Source organism: Amycolatopsis balhimycina FH 1894 (assembly GCF_000384295.1).
In the GTDB taxonomy this organism is placed as follows: domain Bacteria; phylum Actinomycetota; class Actinomycetes; order Mycobacteriales; family Pseudonocardiaceae; genus Amycolatopsis; species Amycolatopsis balhimycina.
In genome coordinates, this window is the sequence record NZ_KB913037.1 from 10,633,754 (window position 1) to 10,652,149 (window position 18,396).

General features: G+C 72.9%; 21 protein-coding genes. 9 read left to right on the plus strand and 12 right to left on the minus strand.

What is annotated here, in order from left to right; translation table 11 throughout:
• Positions 1–90 precede the first annotated feature (90 nt).
• Complete coding sequence (locus A3CE_RS0148770) at positions 91–1,128, minus strand: NADPH:quinone reductase (protein ID WP_026469599.1); 1,038 nt, start codon at positions 1,126–1,128, stop codon at positions 91–93.
• 180 nt (positions 1,129–1,308) lie between these two features.
• On the opposite strand from A3CE_RS0148770, the gene A3CE_RS57630 reads away from it, so the two are divergent.
• From A3CE_RS57630 to A3CE_RS59505, 3 genes are all read left to right on the plus strand, one after another.
• A complete protein-coding gene (locus tag A3CE_RS57630; RefSeq protein ID WP_020647429.1) occupies positions 1,309–1,452 on the plus strand; it encodes a hypothetical protein in 144 nt (47 codons plus the stop codon).
• A gap of 40 nt (positions 1,453–1,492) precedes the next feature.
• On the plus strand, positions 1,493–1,675 hold the full coding sequence (locus A3CE_RS0148780; protein WP_020647430.1) for a hypothetical protein: 183 nt from the start codon (positions 1,493–1,495) through the stop codon (positions 1,673–1,675).
• Between the two features lie 79 nt (positions 1,676–1,754).
• Positions 1,755–1,886 carry a hypothetical protein gene (locus A3CE_RS59505; RefSeq protein WP_020647431.1) on the plus strand — a complete coding sequence of 44 codons (132 nt, stop codon included), beginning with the start codon at positions 1,755–1,757 and terminating at the stop codon, positions 1,884–1,886.
• A gap of 7 nt (positions 1,887–1,893) precedes the next feature.
• On the opposite strand, the gene glgC is transcribed toward A3CE_RS59505, so the two are convergent.
• The 3 genes from glgC to A3CE_RS0148800 all read right to left on the minus strand — a co-directional run bounded on the left by glgC (position 1,894) and on the right by A3CE_RS0148800 (position 5,811).
• Positions 1,894–3,111, minus strand: a complete 1,218-nt coding sequence (glgC, locus tag A3CE_RS0148790; RefSeq protein ID WP_043793304.1) for a glucose-1-phosphate adenylyltransferase — start codon at positions 3,109–3,111, stop codon at positions 1,894–1,896.
• Positions 3,108–4,262 carry a glycogen synthase gene (gene glgA, locus A3CE_RS0148795; RefSeq protein ID WP_020647433.1) on the minus strand — a complete coding sequence of 385 codons (1,155 nt, stop codon included), beginning with the start codon at positions 4,260–4,262 and terminating at the stop codon, positions 3,108–3,110. Before glgA ends, glgC begins: the two co-directional genes overlap by 4 nt.
• A gap of 163 nt (positions 4,263–4,425) precedes the next feature.
• A complete protein-coding gene (locus A3CE_RS0148800) occupies positions 4,426–5,811 on the minus strand; it encodes an SdrD B-like domain-containing protein (RefSeq protein WP_245589751.1) in 1,386 nt (461 codons plus the stop codon).
• Positions 5,812–6,114: 303 nt separating this feature from the next.
• Here A3CE_RS0148800 and A3CE_RS0148805 point away from each other — a divergent pair, with 303 nt between their 5' ends.
• On the plus strand, positions 6,115–6,987 hold the full coding sequence (locus tag A3CE_RS0148805; protein WP_020647435.1) for a MerR family transcriptional regulator: 873 nt from the start codon (positions 6,115–6,117) through the stop codon (positions 6,985–6,987).
• Between the two features lie 14 nt (positions 6,988–7,001).
• Here the strand turns inward: A3CE_RS0148805 and A3CE_RS0148810 are convergent, their stop codons facing one another.
• Entirely contained in the window at positions 7,002–7,562 is a 561-nt protein-coding gene (locus A3CE_RS0148810; RefSeq protein WP_245589752.1) for a 2'-5' RNA ligase family protein, read from the minus strand.
• A gap of 302 nt (positions 7,563–7,864) precedes the next feature.
• Between A3CE_RS0148810 and fusA the strand changes: the two genes are divergently transcribed.
• The gene (gene fusA / locus A3CE_RS0148815) at positions 7,865–9,820 is read left to right on the plus strand and encodes an elongation factor G (RefSeq protein ID WP_020647437.1); all 1,956 of its coding nucleotides are present in this window, start codon (positions 7,865–7,867) and stop codon (positions 9,818–9,820) included.
• A 187-nt stretch (positions 9,821–10,007) separates the two neighbouring features.
• Here the strand turns inward: fusA and A3CE_RS0148820 are convergent, their stop codons facing one another.
• Genes A3CE_RS0148820 through A3CE_RS0148830 form a run of 3 tightly spaced genes read right to left on the minus strand, consistent with a single transcriptional unit; the run spans position 10,008 to position 12,644 of the window.
• Positions 10,008–11,195 carry a cysteine desulfurase-like protein gene (locus tag A3CE_RS0148820; protein ID WP_020647438.1) on the minus strand — a complete coding sequence of 396 codons (1,188 nt, stop codon included), beginning with the start codon at positions 11,193–11,195 and terminating at the stop codon, positions 10,008–10,010.
• 32 nt (positions 11,196–11,227) lie between these two features.
• Positions 11,228–12,361 carry an acyltransferase family protein gene (locus tag A3CE_RS0148825; RefSeq protein WP_020647439.1) on the minus strand — a complete coding sequence of 378 codons (1,134 nt, stop codon included), beginning with the start codon at positions 12,359–12,361 and terminating at the stop codon, positions 11,228–11,230.
• Between the two features lie 55 nt (positions 12,362–12,416).
• Positions 12,417–12,644 (minus strand): hypothetical protein, encoded by a 228-nt coding sequence (locus tag A3CE_RS0148830; protein WP_020647440.1) that lies wholly within the window; start codon positions 12,642–12,644, stop codon positions 12,417–12,419.
• A gap of 97 nt (positions 12,645–12,741) precedes the next feature.
• On the opposite strand from A3CE_RS0148830, the gene A3CE_RS0148835 reads away from it, so the two are divergent.
• Positions 12,742–13,992 (plus strand): glycosyltransferase 87 family protein, encoded by a 1,251-nt coding sequence (locus A3CE_RS0148835; protein ID WP_245589753.1) that lies wholly within the window; start codon positions 12,742–12,744, stop codon positions 13,990–13,992.
• Here A3CE_RS0148835 and A3CE_RS0148840 read toward each other — a convergent pair.
• Positions 13,943–14,380 (minus strand): DUF4383 domain-containing protein, encoded by a 438-nt coding sequence (locus A3CE_RS0148840; protein WP_020647442.1) that lies wholly within the window; start codon positions 14,378–14,380, stop codon positions 13,943–13,945. The genes A3CE_RS0148835 and A3CE_RS0148840 overlap by 50 nt on opposite strands.
• Positions 14,381–14,501: 121 nt before the next feature.
• On the opposite strand from A3CE_RS0148840, the gene A3CE_RS0148845 reads away from it, so the two are divergent.
• Complete coding sequence (locus tag A3CE_RS0148845) at positions 14,502–14,960, plus strand: SRPBCC family protein (RefSeq protein WP_020647443.1); 459 nt, start codon at positions 14,502–14,504, stop codon at positions 14,958–14,960.
• A gap of 41 nt (positions 14,961–15,001) precedes the next feature.
• Here the strand turns inward: A3CE_RS0148845 and A3CE_RS0148850 are convergent, their stop codons facing one another.
• Entirely contained in the window at positions 15,002–15,991 is a 990-nt protein-coding gene (locus tag A3CE_RS0148850) for a YdcF family protein (protein WP_020647444.1), read from the minus strand.
• Positions 15,992–16,012: 21 nt separating this feature from the next.
• On the minus strand, positions 16,013–16,666 hold the full coding sequence (locus A3CE_RS0148855) for a class I SAM-dependent methyltransferase (protein WP_020647445.1): 654 nt from the start codon (positions 16,664–16,666) through the stop codon (positions 16,013–16,015).
• Between the two features lie 36 nt (positions 16,667–16,702).
• Between A3CE_RS0148855 and A3CE_RS0148860 the strand changes: the two genes are divergently transcribed.
• A complete protein-coding gene (locus A3CE_RS0148860; protein WP_020647446.1) occupies positions 16,703–17,131 on the plus strand; it encodes a MerR family transcriptional regulator in 429 nt (142 codons plus the stop codon).
• A gap of 1 nt (position 17,132) precedes the next feature.
• Complete coding sequence (locus tag A3CE_RS0148865) at positions 17,133–17,489, plus strand: DNA polymerase ligase N-terminal domain-containing protein (protein ID WP_020647447.1); 357 nt, start codon at positions 17,133–17,135, stop codon at positions 17,487–17,489.
• Positions 17,490–17,602: 113 nt separating this feature from the next.
• Here A3CE_RS0148865 and A3CE_RS0148870 read toward each other — a convergent pair whose 3' ends face one another.
• A complete protein-coding gene (locus A3CE_RS0148870; RefSeq protein ID WP_245589754.1) occupies positions 17,603–18,241 on the minus strand; it encodes a DUF998 domain-containing protein in 639 nt (212 codons plus the stop codon).
• Positions 18,242–18,396 lie beyond the last annotated feature (155 nt).

Consider the following 18,396-nt stretch of genomic DNA (forward strand, 5'->3'; position numbering starts at 1 on the left):
TTGAATTGACGCAGGGGCGCGTCAGCGCCTCCGTTGAGGGTGGTGGCGGGGGCATGGATGGACCCTCAATGTGCCATTCACGGACCTGCCTCAGCCGGCCGGGGTGACGTCGATCAGGACCTTTCCGGTGATGCCCTCTTCCGAGGCGGTGTGCGCTTTCGCCGTGTCCGCCAGGGCGAACCGGTGGACCGGCACTCCGTGGTCTTCGCCGAGCCGCAGCGCGCCGTCGGCGAGTGCCGCGGTGACGTCTTCGGCGCCGGCACGCAGCTTGTCCGCTCCCACCGTGTAGAGCACGAGGAACTGGTAGCGCGCGTTCAGCATCAGGTTCGGCCCGAAGTCCAGGCTGACGGTTCCGGTGCCGCGGTCGTCGCCGTAGGTGGCGACCGTGCCGCGGGGGCGCAGCACCTCGGTGTGCAGTTTCGCGTTGACCCCCATGGCGACCTCGACGACCAGGTCGACGCCGTCGGGCGCGGCTTCGCGGATCCGGGCGGCGAGCTCCGGGTCGGGGTAGCGCACGACGTGGTGGGCGCCGGCCGCACGGGCGAGGGCCGCCTTCTCCTCGGAGCTGACCGTGGCGATCACCGTCGCCCCGGCCCAGCGGCCGAGCTGGATCGCGGCGTTGCCGACCGCCCCCGCGCCCCCGCTGACCAGCACCGTCCGGCCGTCGAGCGCGCCGGGAGCCAGCCGGGCCGGTCCGTCCTCGGCCACGGTGAGCGCCCGGTGCGCGGTCAGCGCGGGGATGCCGAACCCGGCGCCTTCGTCGAACCCGACGCCGTCGGGCAGCCGGACGAGCTTCGCGGCCGGCAGCACCGTGTACTCCTGCGCGGTGCCGGACGACGGCCCGTGCGCGCCTGCGAGCAACAGCCATACGCGGTCCCCGGGCGCGAACCCGGTGACGTCCGGGCCGACCGCGTCGACCACGCCCGCGCCGTCCTGGTTGGGCACCGTCTCGGGGATTTCGGCCCCGGGCTCGGCGCGCATGCCGCCGCGCGCCTTCCAATCGGTGGGGTTGACGGCGGACACCACGATCCGCACCCGGACCTCGCCGGGGCCGGGGTCCGCGACGGCCCGCTCCGTCAGCGACAGCACCTCGGGGCCGCCGTGGCGGCGGAAGATCACTGCTTTCATGCCGGGTGCAATCCCCGGCCGGCCGGGGTTATTCCCGGCGGCCCGTGAAAATGGCCGGTGCGGAATCTTTTTTGATCTTCCGAAAATGGCCGGAAAAGGTGCACGAGCGGGTGATCCCCCGGGTGGGCGATTTTCGGTGTTGCCCGAGCGAAATCGGCGTGCGTCGCTGAAACTGGGCGCGTGGGAGAGGAAAAGCGCACCCCGGCGGACGAGGGGCCGGAGCGCGACGAAGGTGAGCCGACGCCGATCTTCGACGCGGTGTTCAGCGCGACGCGGGCGAATACGCCGAATCCGGCGCGCGAGCCGGGCAAAACCGGGCGGTGAGCGGGCAAAGACCGGACTGGGGTGGCGAGGGGGACGGCCGATGCGAGGGGGGCGGGCGTGGTTCGGCCTGGCCGTGACGTATGCGGCGGTGTCGGTGGCGCAGGCCTACCTCGCGGCGACGACGGGCGCGGCGTGGGCGGTGGCGGCGGCCACGGTGTTCCTGGCCGCGGCGGTCGGCTGCGGCGTCGCGGCGTGGCGCCCGCGCGGTGACCGCCTCCGCTGACGTATGGCACTTTGCTCGACGTCCGCAACGAACATGTAGCATCCCGGGTGCCCGTGCACCCGCGCTCGAGGAGTGAACCGTGGCAGGCGTCGTGAACAGCATGATCGCCGCCGAGTACGCGGCGGGAGCGTCGATCTCGGAACTCGCCGAACGCTGGGGGATCGACCCCCGCCAGGTGGTCGAGCGCATCTCGGCGGCCGCCCGCTCCTGAGCCGGGCTCAGATCGCGCGTTCCCCCTTGCCCAGCACGACGATGCCGCCTTCGCTGACGTGGTAGTGCCCGCGGTCGCGGGCCAGGTCGACGCCGATGTGCGCGCCCGGCGGCACCACGACGTTCTTGTCCAGGATCGCCCGCCGCACGACCGCGCCGCGGCCGACGCGGGCGCCGTCGAGCAGCACCGAGCCCTGGACCACCGCGCCCTGCTCGACGAGGACGTCGGGGGAGAGCACCGAGTCGACGACCTGGGCGCCGGAGATGATGCAGCCGTTGCTGACGATCGACTGGTTGGCCGAGCCGCCCTCGACGAACTTCGCCGCCGCGCGCTGGCCGGGGTGGGCCAGGATCTGCCACTTCCGGTTGTAGAGGTTGAAGATCGGGTGCGTCGAGATCAGGTCGGTGTGCGCGTCGTAGTAGCTGTCGATGGTCCCGACGTCGCGCCAGTAGCCGTGGTCGCGTTCGGTTTCGCCGGGCACCACGTTGGTGGTGAAGTCGTAGACCGCGGCCTCGCCCGACTTCACCAGCGCCGGGATGATGTCGCGGCCCATGTCGTGGTGCGACGCGGCGTTCTCGGCGTCCGCGTGCAGCGCCTCCAGCATCACCTTCGTCGTGAAGATGTAGTTGCCCATCGACACGTACGACTCCTCGGGGGAGTCCGGCAGGCCCGGCGGGTCGGCGGGCTTCTCCATGAACGCGTCGATCATCAGGCCGTCGGTGGTCCGGATGACGCCGAAGGAGCTCGCCTCCGCCCGCGGGACGCGGATCCCGGCCACGGTGACCCCGGCGCCCGACGAGATGTGGGCGTCCAGCATCTGCCGGGGGTCCATCCGGTAGATGTTGTCCGCGCCGAACACCGCGATGTACTCGGGATTCTCGTCGTAGACCAGGTTGAGGCTCTGGTGGATGGCGTCCGCGCTGCCCTGGTACCAGCGCGGGCCGAGCCGCTGCTGCGCCGGCACGGGCGTGACGTACTCGCCGGTCAGCGCGGACAGCCGCCACGTCGTCGAGATGTGCCGGTCGAGCGAATGCGACTTGTACTGCGTCAGCACGCACAGCCGCCGGAACCCGCCGTGGACCAGGTTCGACAGCACGAAGTCGATCAACCGGTGCGTGCCGCCGAACGGCACGGCGGGTTTGGCGCGGTCGGCGGTGAGCGGCATCAGCCGTTTCCCCTCGCCGCCCGCGAGCACGATGCCCAGCACGTCGGCTCCAGTGTTCACGACGACCTCCCGCACGCTTCGTAGAGGGCGACCGTCCGCTCGGCGATCGCCTTCCAGCCGAACTCGCCGACCGCGCGCTCGCGCCCGGCGCCACCCATCGCGGCGGCCCGGTCCGGGGAGCCGACCACTTCGTTCAGCGCGGCGGCCAGGCCCGCCTCGAACCCCTGCGGGTCCTGTTCGTCGTAGTGCACCAGCAGCCCGGTCCGGCCGTCGTCGACGACTTCCGGGATGCCGCCGACATCGCTGGCCACCACCGGGGTGCCGCACGCCATCGCCTCGAGGTTCACGATGCCGAGCGGTTCGTAGACCGACGGGCAGGCGAACACCGCGGCGTGGGAGAGCAGCTGCACGACCTCGTCGCGGGGCAGCATCTCGGGGATCCAGCGGACGCCGGTGCGCGTCTTCTCCAGCTCGGCGACCAGGCCGCGGAACTCGGCGTCGAGTTCGGGGGTGTCCGCGCCGCCGGCGCACAGGACGAGCTGGGTGCCCGGGTCGAGCTTTGCGGCGGCGCGCACCAGGTGCGGGACGCCCTTCTGCCGGGTGATCCGGCCGACGAACAGCACGTACGGCCGGTCCGGGTCGATGCCGTGCTTCGCCGGCGCGTCGGTGCCGGGGTCGGGGCGGTAGAGCGTGGTGTCGATGCCGTTGTGGATCACGTGCACGCGCTCGGGCGGGACCGCCGGATAGGCGGCGAGGACGTCCCGGCGCATGCCGCCGCTGACGGCGACGATCGCGTCCGCGGCTTCGTAGGCCTCGCGCTCGATCCACGACGAGACGCGGTAGCCGCCGCCGAGCTGCTCGGCCTTCCACGGCCGCAGCGGTTCCAGGGAGTGCGCGGTGACGACGTGCGGGATGCCGTGCGTCAGCTTCGCCAGGTGCCCGGCCAGGTTCGCGTACCAGGTGTGGCTGTGCGCGAGGTCGTGGCCTTCGAGGGCGTTCGCCATCGACACGGCGATGTCCATGGTCGTGAACGCGGGCTGGCCGTAGCCGTGCGGATCGGTGTGCCCGGTGGCGTCCGCGCGGTCGGCGCCCCAGCAGTGCACGTCGAGGTCGACCAGCGGCCGCAACTCCCGGGCGAGGAACTCCACGTGGACCCCGGCGCCGCCGTAGACCTCCGGCGGATATTCGCGGGTGAGCAAGCCGACCTTCATGATGCGAACCCTAGGGCCTTTCCCGGCCGTGGCGCAGTCTGGCGTCCAGGGGAATCTCGCGAGTTTTCCGTCACTGCCCGGGTGATCGCGGTGTCCGGAGCGACCGGCACCCGCCGCACCGGACCGGACCAGCCGGTGCGTCCGGTCCGGTGCGGCCCGGTGATCAGCGCTGGTACCGGAGGTCCCACTCCTGCCCGCAGTTCCAGCAGGTGCCGACGGCGACGTCCGCGGCGTCGTCGGCCGGGCGCCAGCCGTCGACGCGCACGCTGTACGGGCCGGCCGGGACGCTCACGAACGCCACGTGGCCCTGCGCGTCCGACACGGTGGTCGCGGTGACCGAGCCGTCGACCCGGTCGACCAGCTCGACCGCCGTCCCGGTGATCGGCTCGCCCGGGTCGACCGTGTAGTTGCCGTTGTCGTCGTGGTAGATCACGCCCGCGGTGGCACCCGGCGGGGCCGGCACGTGGGCGAAGAGGTCGACCCTCGGCTGCCCGTCGCCCGGGCCGGGGTTGGGCCCGAAGTCGCAGGCCAGGTAGAACGAGCCGTAGGTGGTGGCGGCCTCGGGGACGGTGCCGGTTTCGGTGAACGTCCGCGTCTGGCCCGCGGCCAGGTCGAACCCGCCGGGCGCGGTGATGTCGGTCCAGCCGTCCCACCCGAGCAGGTGGTCGGAGGACCCGAAGCGGTCACAACCCCCGGTGATCCCGTGCAGGTCGCCGCCGCTGACGTTGGTCAGGGTGAAGGTGACCTGGACGGTGTCGCCCACCTGGTAGGTGCCGCGGTCGAACGAGCCGGTCGCGTGCACCTTCTCGGAGAACGGCCGGAGCGCGCGCACCTGCACCGCGGGCCCGGGGGCGCTGCCGTCGACGTCGACGTACTGCTGGGGGCCGTCGTTCACCCAGCCGTCCGGCAGAGGACGGGTGGAGACCCCGTAGCGCTGAGCCGGCAGGCCGGTGAAGGTGAACCGGCCGCCGGCGTCGGTGGTCGCCTCGATCGGGTTGCCGGGACCTGTGCCGTACAGGTACGCGACGGCACCGGGCAGGCCCTCGCCCGCGTCGAAGGCGCCGTTCTCGTTCCGGTCGCCGTAGACGACACCGGAGGCCGGTCCGTGGGTCGTCGTCGGGTCGAGCAGCGGCACGACCAGGTCGCCGCCCTGGGCCCAGTCACTGCGGAACCGCTCCTGCGGGACACCGGAGTTCCAGCTCCAGACGATGGCGGTGATCGTGAACGTCCGGGTGGCCCCCGGGTCGAGCGTCACGCCGGCCTGCGGGCTGCCGCCGAGGCCCGCCCAGTCCTGGATCGACAGCCACGAGCCCGAGAGGTGCTCGTCCCACACCGTGACCTTCGTCAGCGGCTGGTCGGTCGTGTTGGTGAGCGTCAGCGTGATCGGGAACGGCTTGCCGACCAGCTGGGCCGCGCCGCCTGCCGACGCGGTGATGATCAGCCGCGGTCCGTCGGCGTGGGCGGCCGGCACGGTGAGGGCGGCGGTGGTCAGCACGGCGGCGAGGACGGCGAACAGCCGTCTCACCCCGCGCAGGGGTGTTCTGGACACGGTGTATCCCCCTGGAACGGCCGGGCCGGCTGCTCCCCGCGGCGCCGCCCGGCGATGGCGCAGAAAACTGCGATCACCGTCAAGCTAGCGAACGCGAAGGCGCGAAACCAGGGGCCGAGGGGGTGATCAAGACCGGCGCGCGCGGCTGCTGCGAGCAGGGCGGATGCAGTCCGGCCGGATCCGGTTGACGAGGGCCGGACCACCGGCGCCGGCTCCCACCGCGGCCTGTGTGTCTTCGCCGGTCGGCCGACGCGGGCATCGCTAAACTTCGGCAGTTCGCGGTCCGCGAGGCGAAGGGGCACGGTGGAACCCGACAACGACGCGCCGCCCGTCGCCGGAGCCTGGGCGCCCGGCAAGGTCGCCGAGCTGCTCGGCGTGTCGCCGGTGACCCTGCGCAGCTGGAGCGCGCGGTACGGGATCGGCCCGCCCGCCGCCGGACGGCACCGCCGGTACGCCGACGCCGACGTCCGCCGCCTGCAGCACATGCAGCGGCTGATCGCGCGGGGGATGCCCGTGCGATCAGCCGCGGCCGCGGCCTTCGGCGGCCGGCCGTCCGCCGAGCCCGGCGTGCCGGCGGCCGACCGGATCCGCGAGCTCGCCGACGCCGCGGAGGACCTCCGGTACGCCTCGCTCGCCGGGCTGCTCGACGACGTACTGGACACGCTGGGCCCGGCCGCCGCCTGGACCGACGTCCTCGCGCCGGTGCTGCGCGGCCTGGGCGACCGCTGGCAGCGCGGCGACCCGTGTTTCGCGCCGGAGTGGGCGCTGACGGCGGAGATCTCGCTGGCGTTCGAACGGTTCGGCCGCCGGTTCCCGGCGGCCGTGCCCGCCCGTCCGGTGCTGCTGGCCTGCTGCCCCGCCGAACGGCACTCCCTGCCGATGGAGGCGCTGCGGGCGGCCCTGGCCGAGGCCGGCGTCCCGGTGGCGTACGCGGGCCGGCAGGTGCCCGCGGAAACGCTGGCGGACCTGGCGGTCCGGCTCGACCCGGTGCTGGTGCTGCTGTGGTCCATGACGCCCTCGACGGCCGATGACCTGCTGGCCGACCGGGTGCGCGGCCTCGGGCGCGCGGTGGGCACCGCCGGCCCCGGCTGGGACCACCTCGGCGACCGTGGCTTCCCGCGGGTGAACGACCTCGAGTCGGCGGTGCGGCTCGCGGCCGGGCACGCCGAGGGCTGACCGGGACTCGGCGCCTACGCACCCGCCAGCGCGAACTCGGCCACCGTGCGCCACGACCGCACGCCCATCGTCCCGGCGATCAAGCGCACCCGGTCGACGTCGGCCCGGACCGGCAGCTGCCCCCGCACGTCGGCGGCGGCCCGGCGCAGCGCGGAAAGCTCACCGCGGCGGGTGCTCCCGACGGTCAGGTGCGGGATCACCTCGGGATGCGCACCGCCGTACGGCGGGCATTCGGGGAACCGGGACCACACCAGCCGGGTCAACGCCCGGAAGGGCTCGGCCGGGTCGGGAGCCAGCCACACGACGTCCTGCGCGAACCAGGAGACCCGCGAAAACACGCAGGGGAAGGAGCCGGCCGGGGCCAGCAGGTCTCGTAGCTCGCCGATCACCGCCTCGGTGATCTTGTCCGGTGGGAGGAATGGATAAATGATCGTGACGTGTGCCGGGACACCCCAGACCGCCGCGTGGTCCAGTGCTTGCCGGTAGGCCCCCACCACGGCGTCCGCGGCCGGCACCGGCACGATCAGCGCCGTTTCGGTCGCACCCGCCAGGTTGCCCATGTCCGTCTCGGCCACCACGGCATGCTCGCACACGCGGGCCGCTCTCCGGAAAACTTGTTGGCCGGGTGGCGTACCGCCGCTACGCTGCCCCGGAACCACCACACCGCGTCGAACGAAGGGAGCCGGCCGTGCGTCACCGCATCGCTGTCGCTCCCCGGTCGCGGTCCGAGGTGATCCTGGTGTCCCCGGACGCCCGGTGCCGGCCGCGCGGCCCGCACCGGAACCCGTGACGCACCCCTGCTCCCTCCACTGTGGACGCACGGCGTCGCGGGGAATCGCGCCGTCCTGACCCGCCGATCCTCCCGAAGGACCGTGCCGTGCGCACTCACACCCTGTCCACCGTCCGCAACCTGGGCATCCTCGCCCACGTCGACGCGGGCAAGACCACCGTCACCGAACGGATCCTCCACCGCACCGGAGCCACCCACAAGACCGGCGAGGTCCACGACGGCACCACCGTCACCGACTTCGACCCGCAGGAACGCGACCGCGGCATCACCATCTTCGCCGCGGCCGTCAGCTGCGCCTGGGACGGCCACCGGCTCACCCTCATCGACACGCCCGGCCACGTCGACTTCACCGACGAGGTCGAGCGGGCGCTGCGGGTCCTCGACGGCGCCATCGCCGTGTTCGACGCCGTGGCCGGTGTCGAGCCGCAGAGCGAAACCGTGTGGCGGCAGGCCGACCGGTACGGCGTCCCGCGGATCGCCTTCGTCAACAAGCTCGACCGCGCGGGCGCCGACCTCGACGCCGCCGTCGCCTCGATCCGGGCGAGGCTGCACCCGGCACCGCTGGTCGTGCAGCTGCCGATCGGGCGCGAGGACGGCTTCACCGGCGTCGTCGACCTGCTGCGCCTGACGGACGTTCCCGACGACCTCGTCGCCGAGGCCCGTCGCCGTCGCCGGGCGCTGGAGGAGGCCGTCGCCGAGCTGCACCCGGTGGCCCTCGACGAGTTCTGTGCCACCGGCACGGTGTCGGCGGAGACCCTGGAGAAGGCGTTGCGAGAGCTGACCCTCAGCGGCGACGGGCTCGTCGTGCTGTGCGGGGCGGCCTACCGCGACCGCGGGATCGAGCCCCTGCTCGACGCCGTCGTCGCGTACCTGCCGTCGCCGGCGGATGTCGCGCCGGTGCGGCCGGACCGGCCGGCGGACCCGGCCGCACCGCTGGCCGCGCTGGTGTTCAAGGTCGTCTCGACGGCCACGGGACGGCTGACGTCCCTGCGGGTGTACTCGGGAACGCTGCGAAAGGGGGACCAGGTGCGGGACGCGGGCACCAGGCGCACCGAGCGGATCGCCAGGGTCCTGCGCGTGCAGGCCGACCGGCATTCCGAAGTGGACAGTGCGGTGGCCGGCGACATCGTCGCGGTGGCCGGGCCGAAGGCGGCACGCGTCGGCGCGACCCTCTGCGCACCCGGCGAGCCGGTGCTGCTGGAGCCGCCGGTGACGGCGGACCCGGTGGTCTCGGTCGCCGTCGAACCCCGGCGCGCGGGCGACGGCGAGCGGCTGACGTCGGCCTTGGCGCGGCTGGCCGAGGAGGACCCGTCGCTGGTCGTCCGGGTCGACCCGGAGACCGGGCAGACGGTGCTGTCCGGGCTGGGTGAGCTGCACCTGGAGGTGGCGGTGGAGAAGCTGCGGCGGGCCCGCGGGCTGGACGTCGCGGTGGGCCGTCCTTCGGTGGCGCACCGCGAGACGGTGGTCAGCGGCGTGACCGGGCTGGTCTACCGCCACGTCAAGCAGGACGGCGGGGCGGGCCAGTTCGCCCACGTGGTCCTGGACGTCTCGCCGGCGGACGACGGGTTCGAGTTCGCCTCGGCGGTCGTCGGCGGCCGGGTGCCGCGCGAGTACGTCCGCGCGGTCGAGGCGGGCTGCCGGGACGCCCTGGCCGAGGGACCGCTGGGCGGGCACCCGGTGACCGGGCTGCGCGTCACCCTGACCGACGGGGCCACCCACCCGAAGGACTCGTCGGACCTGGCGTTCCGGACGGCGGGACGGCTCGGCCTGCGGGAAGCGCTGCGCTCGAGCGTGCTGCGGCTGCTCGAACCGGTGGCGGAAGTCGTGGTGACCGTGCCGGCCGATGCCGTCGGCGGCGTGCTCGGCGACCTCGCCGCCCGGCGGGGCCGCGTGGCAGGCTCGGCCGTCCGGGCGGGCACCGCGGTGGTGACGGCGACAGTGCCGCTGGCGGAGCTGTTCGGCTACGCGAACCGGCTGCGGAGCCGCACGCAGGGCCGGGGCACGTTCACGGCCCGCCCGTCGGGCTACGCCCCGGTGCCGTGAGTCAGGGGTGGCGAGCCGGGAGAAGTCCCGGCTCGCCACCCCGCCCGGTGCCGTGAACGACTCGTTCACCTCGTCCGACGTCAGGAAAGAGTCGTTCACGACATGCGGTGCCGCACCCGGCCTCGCCCAAGTTCGTGATGGCCACCTTGAGGAACTTCAAGTTCCTCAAGGTGGCCTTCACGAACTGTCAGTCGCGGGGGAGTGACTCCAGCCCGGCCAGCAGGCGGTCGACGTCGGCTTCCGTTGTGTAGGGCGCGATTCCGGCCCGGACCGCACCGGTGTCGCCCAAGCCGAGGTGACGCGAACACTCGATCGCGTAGAAACTGCCCGCCGGAGCGTTGACCCCGGCCGTGCCGAGATGTTCGTACACCGCCCGCGAAGGGACTCCGTCCACCGAGAACAGGACCGTCGGGGTCCGGTGACGCTCGGGCGCGCCGTACCGCGTGACTCCCGGCAGCGAACCCAGACCGGCGTCGAGGCGAGCCAGCAGCGCGTTCTCGTGCGCCTCCAACCCCGCCATCGACGCCACCAGCCGCGAACGCCGTGAGCCCGCACCGGGCACCAGCCCGGCGAGGAAGTCGATCGCCGCCGTCGTCCCCGCCAGCAGCTCGTAAGGCAACGTGCCGAGTTCGAAACGTTCCGGGACCGCGTCGGTCGACGGCAGCAGCTTGTCCGGGTGCAGCGTCTCGAGCAACGCGGGCGCCGCCGCGAGCACCCCGAGATGCGGTCCGAGGAACTTGTACGGCGAGCACACGTAGAAGTCCGCCCCGAGCGCCGCGACGTCGACCGCCGCGTGCGGAGTCAGGTGCACGCCGTCCACGTACAGGAGCGCGCCCGCTTCGTGTACCTCCGCCGCGATCGCCGGGATGTCCGGGCGGGTGCCCAGCAGGTTGGACGCCGCCGTCACCGCGACCAGCCGGGTCCGCTCCGACAGCAGCGGGCCGATCGGCGCGAGTTCGCCGGTCGCGGGATCGAAGCCGGCCCAGCGCACGGTCGCGCCGGTCTGGACCCACGGCCGGATGTTCGCGTCGTGGTCGAGGCGGGTGACCACGACTTCGTCGCCCGGGCCCCAGTTCCGGGCCAGCGTGCGGGAGAAGTCGTACGTCAGCTGGGTCATGCTGCGTCCGAAGACCACGCCGGCCGGATCGGCGGCGAGCAGGTCGGCGACCGCCTGCCGGGCTTCGGCGACGACCGCGCTCGCCCGGCGCTCGGCGTCGGTGACCACGCCGCGGTTGGCGATCGCGGCGCACAGCGTGCCGGCCACCGCCTCGCCGACGACGTCGGGGACCTGCGAGCCGCCGGGTCCGTCGAAGTGGGCGGCGCCCTCGGCCAGGGCCGGGAAGTGCTTGCGGATCGTCCGTACGTCGTAGGTCACGGCGCCAGCATGCCGAACTCCGGCCGCGGACCTCAAGATCTCCGCAGCGGTGCGGCCGCGGTGGCCGGCAGCTGCGGTGGCGCGGGCACGGGCTGCCGCACCGGCGCCGGGGGCCGCAGGTGCCGGCGCAGCCGCTGCGTCGGCTTTTCGACGTAGTTCCAGGAAAGCTGCCCGACGAGATAGGCCGCCGGCACGGCCAGCAGGATCAGCAGCCACACCTGCCGCACCCCGGCGAGGATGAACAGCTGCTGGATCGGGAAACCCCAGATGTAGGTGCCGTAGCTGCCGTAGACGTACGGCCCCGCGGCCTCCAGCTTCCGCGGCCAGTGCGTCGCGAGCGTGATCGCGCCGTAGGCCGCGCTCAGCGCCAGCGCGTACCGGCTCGTCGGCGTCTGGCTCAACCCCAGGTAAGCGCCGAAGAGGACCAGCGCGACCCACGGCTTGAGCGGGATCCGGTCGCGGTAGGCGTGCAGCACCATCCCGAGCACGAACGGGACCAGGAACGACACCGTCGACCCGATCGGCACGACCAGCAGCGAGCCGCCGGCCCCGTGGTACTCGAACGTCGCCCGCAGCACGCTGTCGGTGTAGACCATGCCGCCGAGGACCAGGAACAGGACGAGGCGCGGCACGCCGATCAGCACGATCACGCCGACCACGAGCACCAGCCCGTAGCCGAGCATCTCCATCGGCAACGTCCAGATCGCGCCGTTCACCGAGAACGGGTACGGGTTGCCGCTGAACACCCCGGGCAGGTCGTGCTGCATGTAGAACAGCACGGTCGTGCCGACCAGGTAGCGCCACGTCTGGATGTGCGTCCAGTAGTCGTGCGCCGGCCACGTCGTGACCAGGGGGCCGATGACGAACACCGTCACCAGCAGCACCACGACCAGGGGCGGCATGATCCGCAGCAACCGCCGCGCGGCGAACCGCCACCACGACGGGTCGCGCGTCCAGCTGTCCTGGATCTGGTAGCCGCTCATCGCGAAGAAGCCCATCAGCGCGATGTACCCCGGCGACATGTGCCAGGACGCGGGGAAGATCGTCAGCCGCTGCGGGTGCAGCAGCGGCATGCTGTGGTCGACGATGACCGTGATCGCGCCGATCATCCTCAGCCACGCGAAGCCGATGTTGGGATTGGCGTGAATCTTTGGCGAGGTCGGCACGGAGCGAGATGCTAACCCATCCGGCCCTGCCGCTTGCGCCGAACGGTGGAGAAAGTCAGCGTCCGCGGTTGCGCGGGTGTTCGCGCGCCCGGCGTTCGTTGCCGTGCTTGTAGTTGCCGGTGACGCGGGCCATCAGTAGCTGCTGGTCGTCACCCCGCGCCACGGCGGCCAGGAACCGCGCCGCGGCGGTCCCGCGCAGCGTCCCGGCCGGACGGCCGTGGTGGGTGATCGTCACGATGCCGTGCTCGCCGGCGTCGTAGGCGAAGCCGCCCGGAGTCCCCATGCGCCCAGGGTGACACGGGGGGCAACCGGTTTTCCCGGGGTCGATACCGGGGGATACCCGGATGGTGCCGGAGCCGGGAGCCGACAGAATGCCAGTGGTGACCGGAGGGGGACGACGGGTGCGGGCCTGGCTGGGGAACAAGTACGTGCTGCTGGGCGCCCAGGCGCTCGTGCTGGCGGCGCTGCTCGTGTCGTACAACGACGGCCGCGTGCGGTTCCCGGCCTTCCGCGTCGACCTCGACGTCTACCGCCTCGGGTCGGCGGCGCTGCTGCACGGCCGGGCGCTGTACGGGACGTTGCCGCCCACCGGTGACGGCCAGTTCCTGCTCTTCACGTACCCGCCGTTCGCGGCGATCGTGCTGGCCCCGCTGGCCGTGCTGCCGTACTGGGCCGCCTGCCTGACGCTCACCCTGCTCACTCTCGGGGTGCTGGCCCTGGTCCTGGCGACCGTGCTGCGCGCGCTCGGCAAGCGGTGCGACTGGCGGCGGGTGGCCGTGCTGCTGCTGGCGGCCGAAGTGCTGGAGCCGGTGCTGCGCACGGTGTACGCGGGCCAGCTCGACCTGCTGCTGCTGGCGCTCGTCGTGCTGGACGTCCTGGTGGACACCCCGCGGTGGCCGCGCGGCCTGCTGATCGGCCTCGCCGCCGCGGTGAAGCTGACCCCGGCGGTGTTCCTGCTGTACTTCCTGCTCCGCCGGGACGGCCGGGCCGCGCTGACCGCCGCCGTCACGTTCGTGGCGGCGACGACGCTGGGGTTCCTGCTCGCCGGAGCGGATTCGGTGCGGTACTGGACCAGCGCGCTGTGGGACACCGGCCGGGTCGGCGAGCCGACGTACGCCGGCGACCAGTCGCTGCTGGGGCTGCTGGCCAGAACCGGGGTGCCGGCCCACGCGCGGACCGCGTGGTGGCTGCCGCTGGTGGCCGTGGTGCTCCTGCTGACCGCGCTGGGCGTGCGGCGCGCGCTGGCCGCGGGGGAGACGACCGTCGCGCTCGGCCTCAACGCCGTCGGCGGGCTGCTGGTGTCCCCGATTTCCTGGACGCACCACTGGGTCTGGGCCGTGGTCGTCCTGCTCGGCTGGGCGGAGCTGGCCCGGCGCACGCGACGGCGCGGGTTCGCCGTCCTGGCCGGTATCGGCACGGTGCTGTTCGCAGCCGGGCCGCAGTGGTGGTGGCCGCGCGGCGGCGAGGTCGAGAACCGGTGGAACTTCGGTCAGCAGCTCACCGGCAACGGCTACGTCCTGTTCGGGCTGGCGGTACTGGTCACGGCGGTGCTGGTGCGGTTCCCGCGGCCCGACGACGTCGTCAGCGTTGCCGTCCCGGCCGGCGCCGGAGCCAGCCCGCGCCGAGGATGAGCATCGCCGTGCCGAGGCCGAGAGCGAGGCACACCCCGGCGGTGTTCATCGGCAGGACGTCGTCGAACGCCGCCGGCATCGGCAGCAGCCCGGCGATCCCCAGCACGGCGTAGCAGGCGCCGGCCACGAGGAGGAACCGGCTCGACAGGCCGGACGAGCGGGTGCAGAACACCGCGGCGGCGCCGGTGAGCAGGTGCCCGACCGTCCACGCCGTGGACACCGCGAACACGCCGAACAGGGCCCGGGCCGGCCCGTCGCCGACAGTGACCCCTGGAATCAGCTCGCACGCGCCCAGCACGAGGAACAGCAGGCCGATGAGCATCCCCAGGCCCTGCACGGGAGCGGGGCCCGGCTTGGGGACCCGCGCTGCGGGTTTGGTGCGCGCCATGGTTTCCGGGTTCCCCGCGCGCGGCGGTTTAATGCGCGGCCGTTCGATGCACTGACGCCCGGTTGTGCCGGACCGGCCCGGGTAACCGGCCCCTTCACGGACCACCGAGGAGGAGCCGACGATGACCGAGTACCGCCACACCGTGACCGCCGACGTCCCGGCCGACGAGCTGTTCGCGTTCCTGAGCCACCCCGAAAACCTGCCCCGCTACTTCCCGGAGATGAAGGTCGCCGAACCGAAGGGCGGGGACAGCGTCCACGTCGAGGCCGAGGTGCACGGCGAGCGCGTCGCGGGGGAGGCATGGCTGCGCACCGACCCGGCGACCCGCTCGCTGTCGTGGGGCGCGGAAGGCCCCGACGACTACCACGGCGAACTGCGCATCCGCGACGACGGCCCGGGTTCTTCGGAGATCACCGTGACGCTGCACAGCGTCCGCGAGGCCGACGGGGACGAGGTCCAGCAGGGCCTCGAGCGCACGGTCGCCGCGATGACCCACACCGCGACCGCCGACGCCGATGTCGCCGCGGCCGAAAGCCAGGGCGGCTGGACCGCCCACGACGGCAAAGACCCGGCCGGCTGAGGCATGTGTATAACGACCTATACGTCCGGGCTCTCAGCCGCTCAGGTCAGGATGGTGACGAGCAAACCCGCACCGACGATCAGCACGCACGCCGCGATCGTCGTCCGGCGGTAGTGCAGGATGAGCGCCGCGAACTCGCGCAGCAGCGCACTCGGCAGGAAGTACCGTGCCGTCGGGGAACCCGTGGCGTGGAACGGCAGGCCGAGGCGGCGGCACTCCACCGCCGTCCGGAACACGTGGTAGTTGCTGGTCACCACCACCACCTGCCGGTTCTCGGCCGGGAGGAGCGCGGCCGAAAACCGGAGGTTCTCTTCGGTCGTCCGGGCCCGGTCTTCACGCCGGATCAGGTCCTCCGGCACGCCGTGCTCCCGCAGGTAGACGTGCATCGCTTCGGCTTCGGTGACCGTCTCGCCGGGACCTCGTCCGCCGGAAACGACCAGCAGCGGCGGCGAGGTCTCGCGGCGGTGAAGCCGGATCGCGCGGTCGAGCCGCCCGGCGAGCAGCGGCGGCACGCGGTCGCCGTCGAGGCCGCAGCCGAGCACGATGATCGCGTCGAACCCGCCGCGGCGGCCGATCCGGCTGTACACCACGGAATAGCCGAGCAGCGACACGAACAGGAACCCGAAGTAGCAGGCGAGCACCGCCGCGGTGGCCACCAGCGCCGAGCCCCACCGGCCGAGCGGGACGAAGAACAGCGCCTCCAGCACGATCAGCCCCACGCCCAGGCCGAGCGACAGCAGGTTCCCGGCGCTGTGCCCTTCCCGCCGCCACATCCGCACGCCGTTGAAGAGCAACGCGATCGGCAGCCCCAGCGCGACGACCACGACCACGGCCCCGAGCAGACCGAACAGCACCGGTGTCAGCCAGTCCAGGTGCAGTGCCGTACGCAGCAGCCACAACGCGGTGAGCAGCATCGCGACGCCGAGCCAGACGGCGTTGCCGAGCCGCCGGGGCTCGTTCGCCAGCCGCACGGCGAACACGAGGAGCGCCACGGTGGCCGCGACCGGCAGCACACTCCCGGCGACGCTCACCCGGCCTCCCCCTGAACTCCGTCAGGAACCCAACTTAGCCACGTGCGCGAGGACGCACACGACGGGCGGGTCGAGGTCGAGGGTTCCGGTGCGGAAGTCTTCGAACCCGGCTTCGGCGAGCAGGCCGGTCAGCTCCTCGGCAGCGGCCGCAGCGGTGGCGCTGGGGCAACGGGGCTGGGACACCAAGGCGATGCGACCGCCGGGCCGCAGCAGCCGGCCGAGTTCGCGCAGCCGGGCGGCGGGTTCGGGCCACATGCCGACGGTGTTGACGGCGAGCGCCGCGTCGAACGCTTCCTCGTCGAGGGACAGGTTTTCGACCGGCGAGCAGACGAGGCGGACCCGCCCGGCCCGGACGGCGGCCCGGTTGCGGCGGCGCGCCTGGCTGAGCACCACCGGCGAATGGTCGACGCCGACCACCAGGCCCCGGCTCGCCCGCGCGGCGAGGGCGGCGACGGCCACGCCCGGACCGCAGCCGAGTTCGAGGACGCGGCCGGCCGGCCGCACGTCGAGCAGTTCCGCGGCCCAGCGGTTGCGCGCGACGTTCGACGAGCGACGGCCCATGATCCAGCCGGCGAGGTACCCCGCGGCTCCGGCCGGCCGGTGGAACTGGGCCAGGCCCCCGTGCCGGGCCCACCACGGCAGGAAGCGGCCCAGCACCTTCTCTTCGATCTCCATGGGGCGAGCGAACCACTTCGAGTAGGCTCGAAGTCAATGTCCGAGCCCACGCGAGCGACGTTGTCGATCGGCGAACTCGCCGAGCGCACCGGCGTGCCGGCGACCACGCTGCGGTACTACGACGAACTCGGCCTGGTGCGGCCGTCGGCCCGCGCGGCGGGGCGTCGGCGCTACGCCACGTCGGCGGTCCGGGATGTCGGGATGATCGTTTTCCTGCGCGAGATCGGCTTCTCGCTGGCCGAGATCGAGCGGTTCATCACGGGGCCGTCGCGGCAGGAGCTGATCGAGCGCAAGCTGGCCGAACTGGCCGAGCAGCAGCACCGCATCGAGGTGGCCCGCACCGCCTTGGAGCACGGGCGGCAATGTCCGGCAGGCGAGCCCGTGAGGTGCCCGCGGTTCTGGTCGATCGTCGAAGCGCGCCAGCGCGGCCTTTCGCTCGAGGAAAGCCACGAGCGGGCGCACTGACATGAGCGAGCGGCGACCGGCTTTCGTGCTGCACGAGCACTGGCGCCCGCGGCACCACTTCGACCTCCGGCTGGAAGAGGACGGCGTGCTGCGGTCGTGGGCCGTGCCGCGCGGCCTCCCACCCGATCCCGCGGAGAACCGGCTGGCGGTCGCCGTGCCCGACCACGCGCTCGACCACCTCGCCTACGAAGACGAGACGAAGAAGGTGGCCGATACGGGCTGGTGGGAGGAGCACGACCGGACGGCCAAGCGGATCCTGTTCACGTTGCACGGCCGCGCGGGCGCGGTGCGGTACGCCCTGATCCGCACCGCCCGCGACTGGCTCCTGCACCGCACCCAGGACCAGCCGACCCCGTAACTCGCGTGACCAGAGCCGGAACTCGCGTGATTGGACCCGGAACTGACGTGATGGGGGCCGGAACTCACGAGTTACGGCTCCGATCACGCGGGATACGGCCCGGATCACGCGAGTTACGTGGCGGCGTAGGAGATCCGGGCCGGGCGCATCGCGCGGTGGGCCCAGTGGCCCAGCACGGCCAGCAGTGCGATCTCCAGGACCATCATCAGACGTTCCACCAGCCCGGTCGCCACGGTCGGCAGGTGGCCGCCGAGCACGACGTTCACCGCGAACGGGACGATGAACGGCAGGTAGAACGGGATCGCGGCCAGCGCGAGGCGGCGCGACCAGGTGGCGAACCGCCGCCAGCGCGGGTCGTCGCGGTGCCGCCTGCCCAGTGCCCAGCCGACGACCGGCAGGCTCAGGCACGTCACGGCCGAGGCGTAGAGGTGGATCTTGCCGGTGGCCGTGATCGCGCCGCCCTGCGGATCCTTGGCGAAGATCGCGACCGCCAGCAGGCTGACGCACCACAGTGCCTTCGCCGCCACCAGCGCCGGATTGGCCAGCAGGCCACGGCGGTAGAGCGCGACCAGCAGCAGCGCCGAGCCGGAGCTGGTGAGCAGGAGCGCGCCGTCCCACATCCACCGGCCGGGGCTCAGCGCGTAGTCGCTCAGCATCGTGGTGACCGGGTCGAGGGGGGCGAGCCGCCGGTCGAGGTGCAGCACGGCGAGGAGGACGACGGCGCCGGCGAAGGCGGCCACTGCGCTGGGCACGAGCAGACGGGCGCGCAGCGACGGAAGGACGGGTGCGGGACAGAGCATGCGGTGAAACACTCCGGGACGGCTCGGCTGGTTCAGGCGAAGCAGCGGACGCTACCCGTGACCATTCCGTGACCATTGCCTACACGTTCCCGATGTGACGCAGGACA

Coding starts and splice junctions, on each gene's coding strand:
- A3CE_RS0148770 (WP_026469599.1), bottom strand. CDS start 1,128: ATGAAAGCAGTGATCTTCCGCCGCCACGGCGGCCCCGAGGTGCTGTCG.
- A3CE_RS0148780 (WP_020647430.1), top strand. CDS start 1,493: ATGCGAGGGGGGCGGGCGTGGTTCGGCCTGGCCGTGACGTATGCGGCG.
- glgA (WP_020647433.1), bottom strand. CDS start 4,262: ATGAAGGTCGGCTTGCTCACCCGCGAATATCCGCCGGAGGTCTACGGC.
- A3CE_RS0148830 (WP_020647440.1), bottom strand. CDS start 12,644: ATGGGGACTCCGGGCGGCTTCGCCTACGACGCCGGCGAGCACGGCATC.
- A3CE_RS0148840 (WP_020647442.1), bottom strand. CDS start 14,380: ATGGCGCGCACCAAACCCGCAGCGCGGGTCCCCAAGCCGGGCCCCGCT.
- A3CE_RS0148845 (WP_020647443.1), top strand. CDS start 14,502: ATGACCGAGTACCGCCACACCGTGACCGCCGACGTCCCGGCCGACGAG.
- A3CE_RS0148855 (WP_020647445.1), bottom strand. CDS start 16,666: ATGGAGATCGAAGAGAAGGTGCTGGGCCGCTTCCTGCCGTGGTGGGCC.
- A3CE_RS0148860 (WP_020647446.1), top strand. CDS start 16,703: ATGTCCGAGCCCACGCGAGCGACGTTGTCGATCGGCGAACTCGCCGAG.
- A3CE_RS0148865 (WP_020647447.1), top strand. CDS start 17,133: ATGAGCGAGCGGCGACCGGCTTTCGTGCTGCACGAGCACTGGCGCCCG.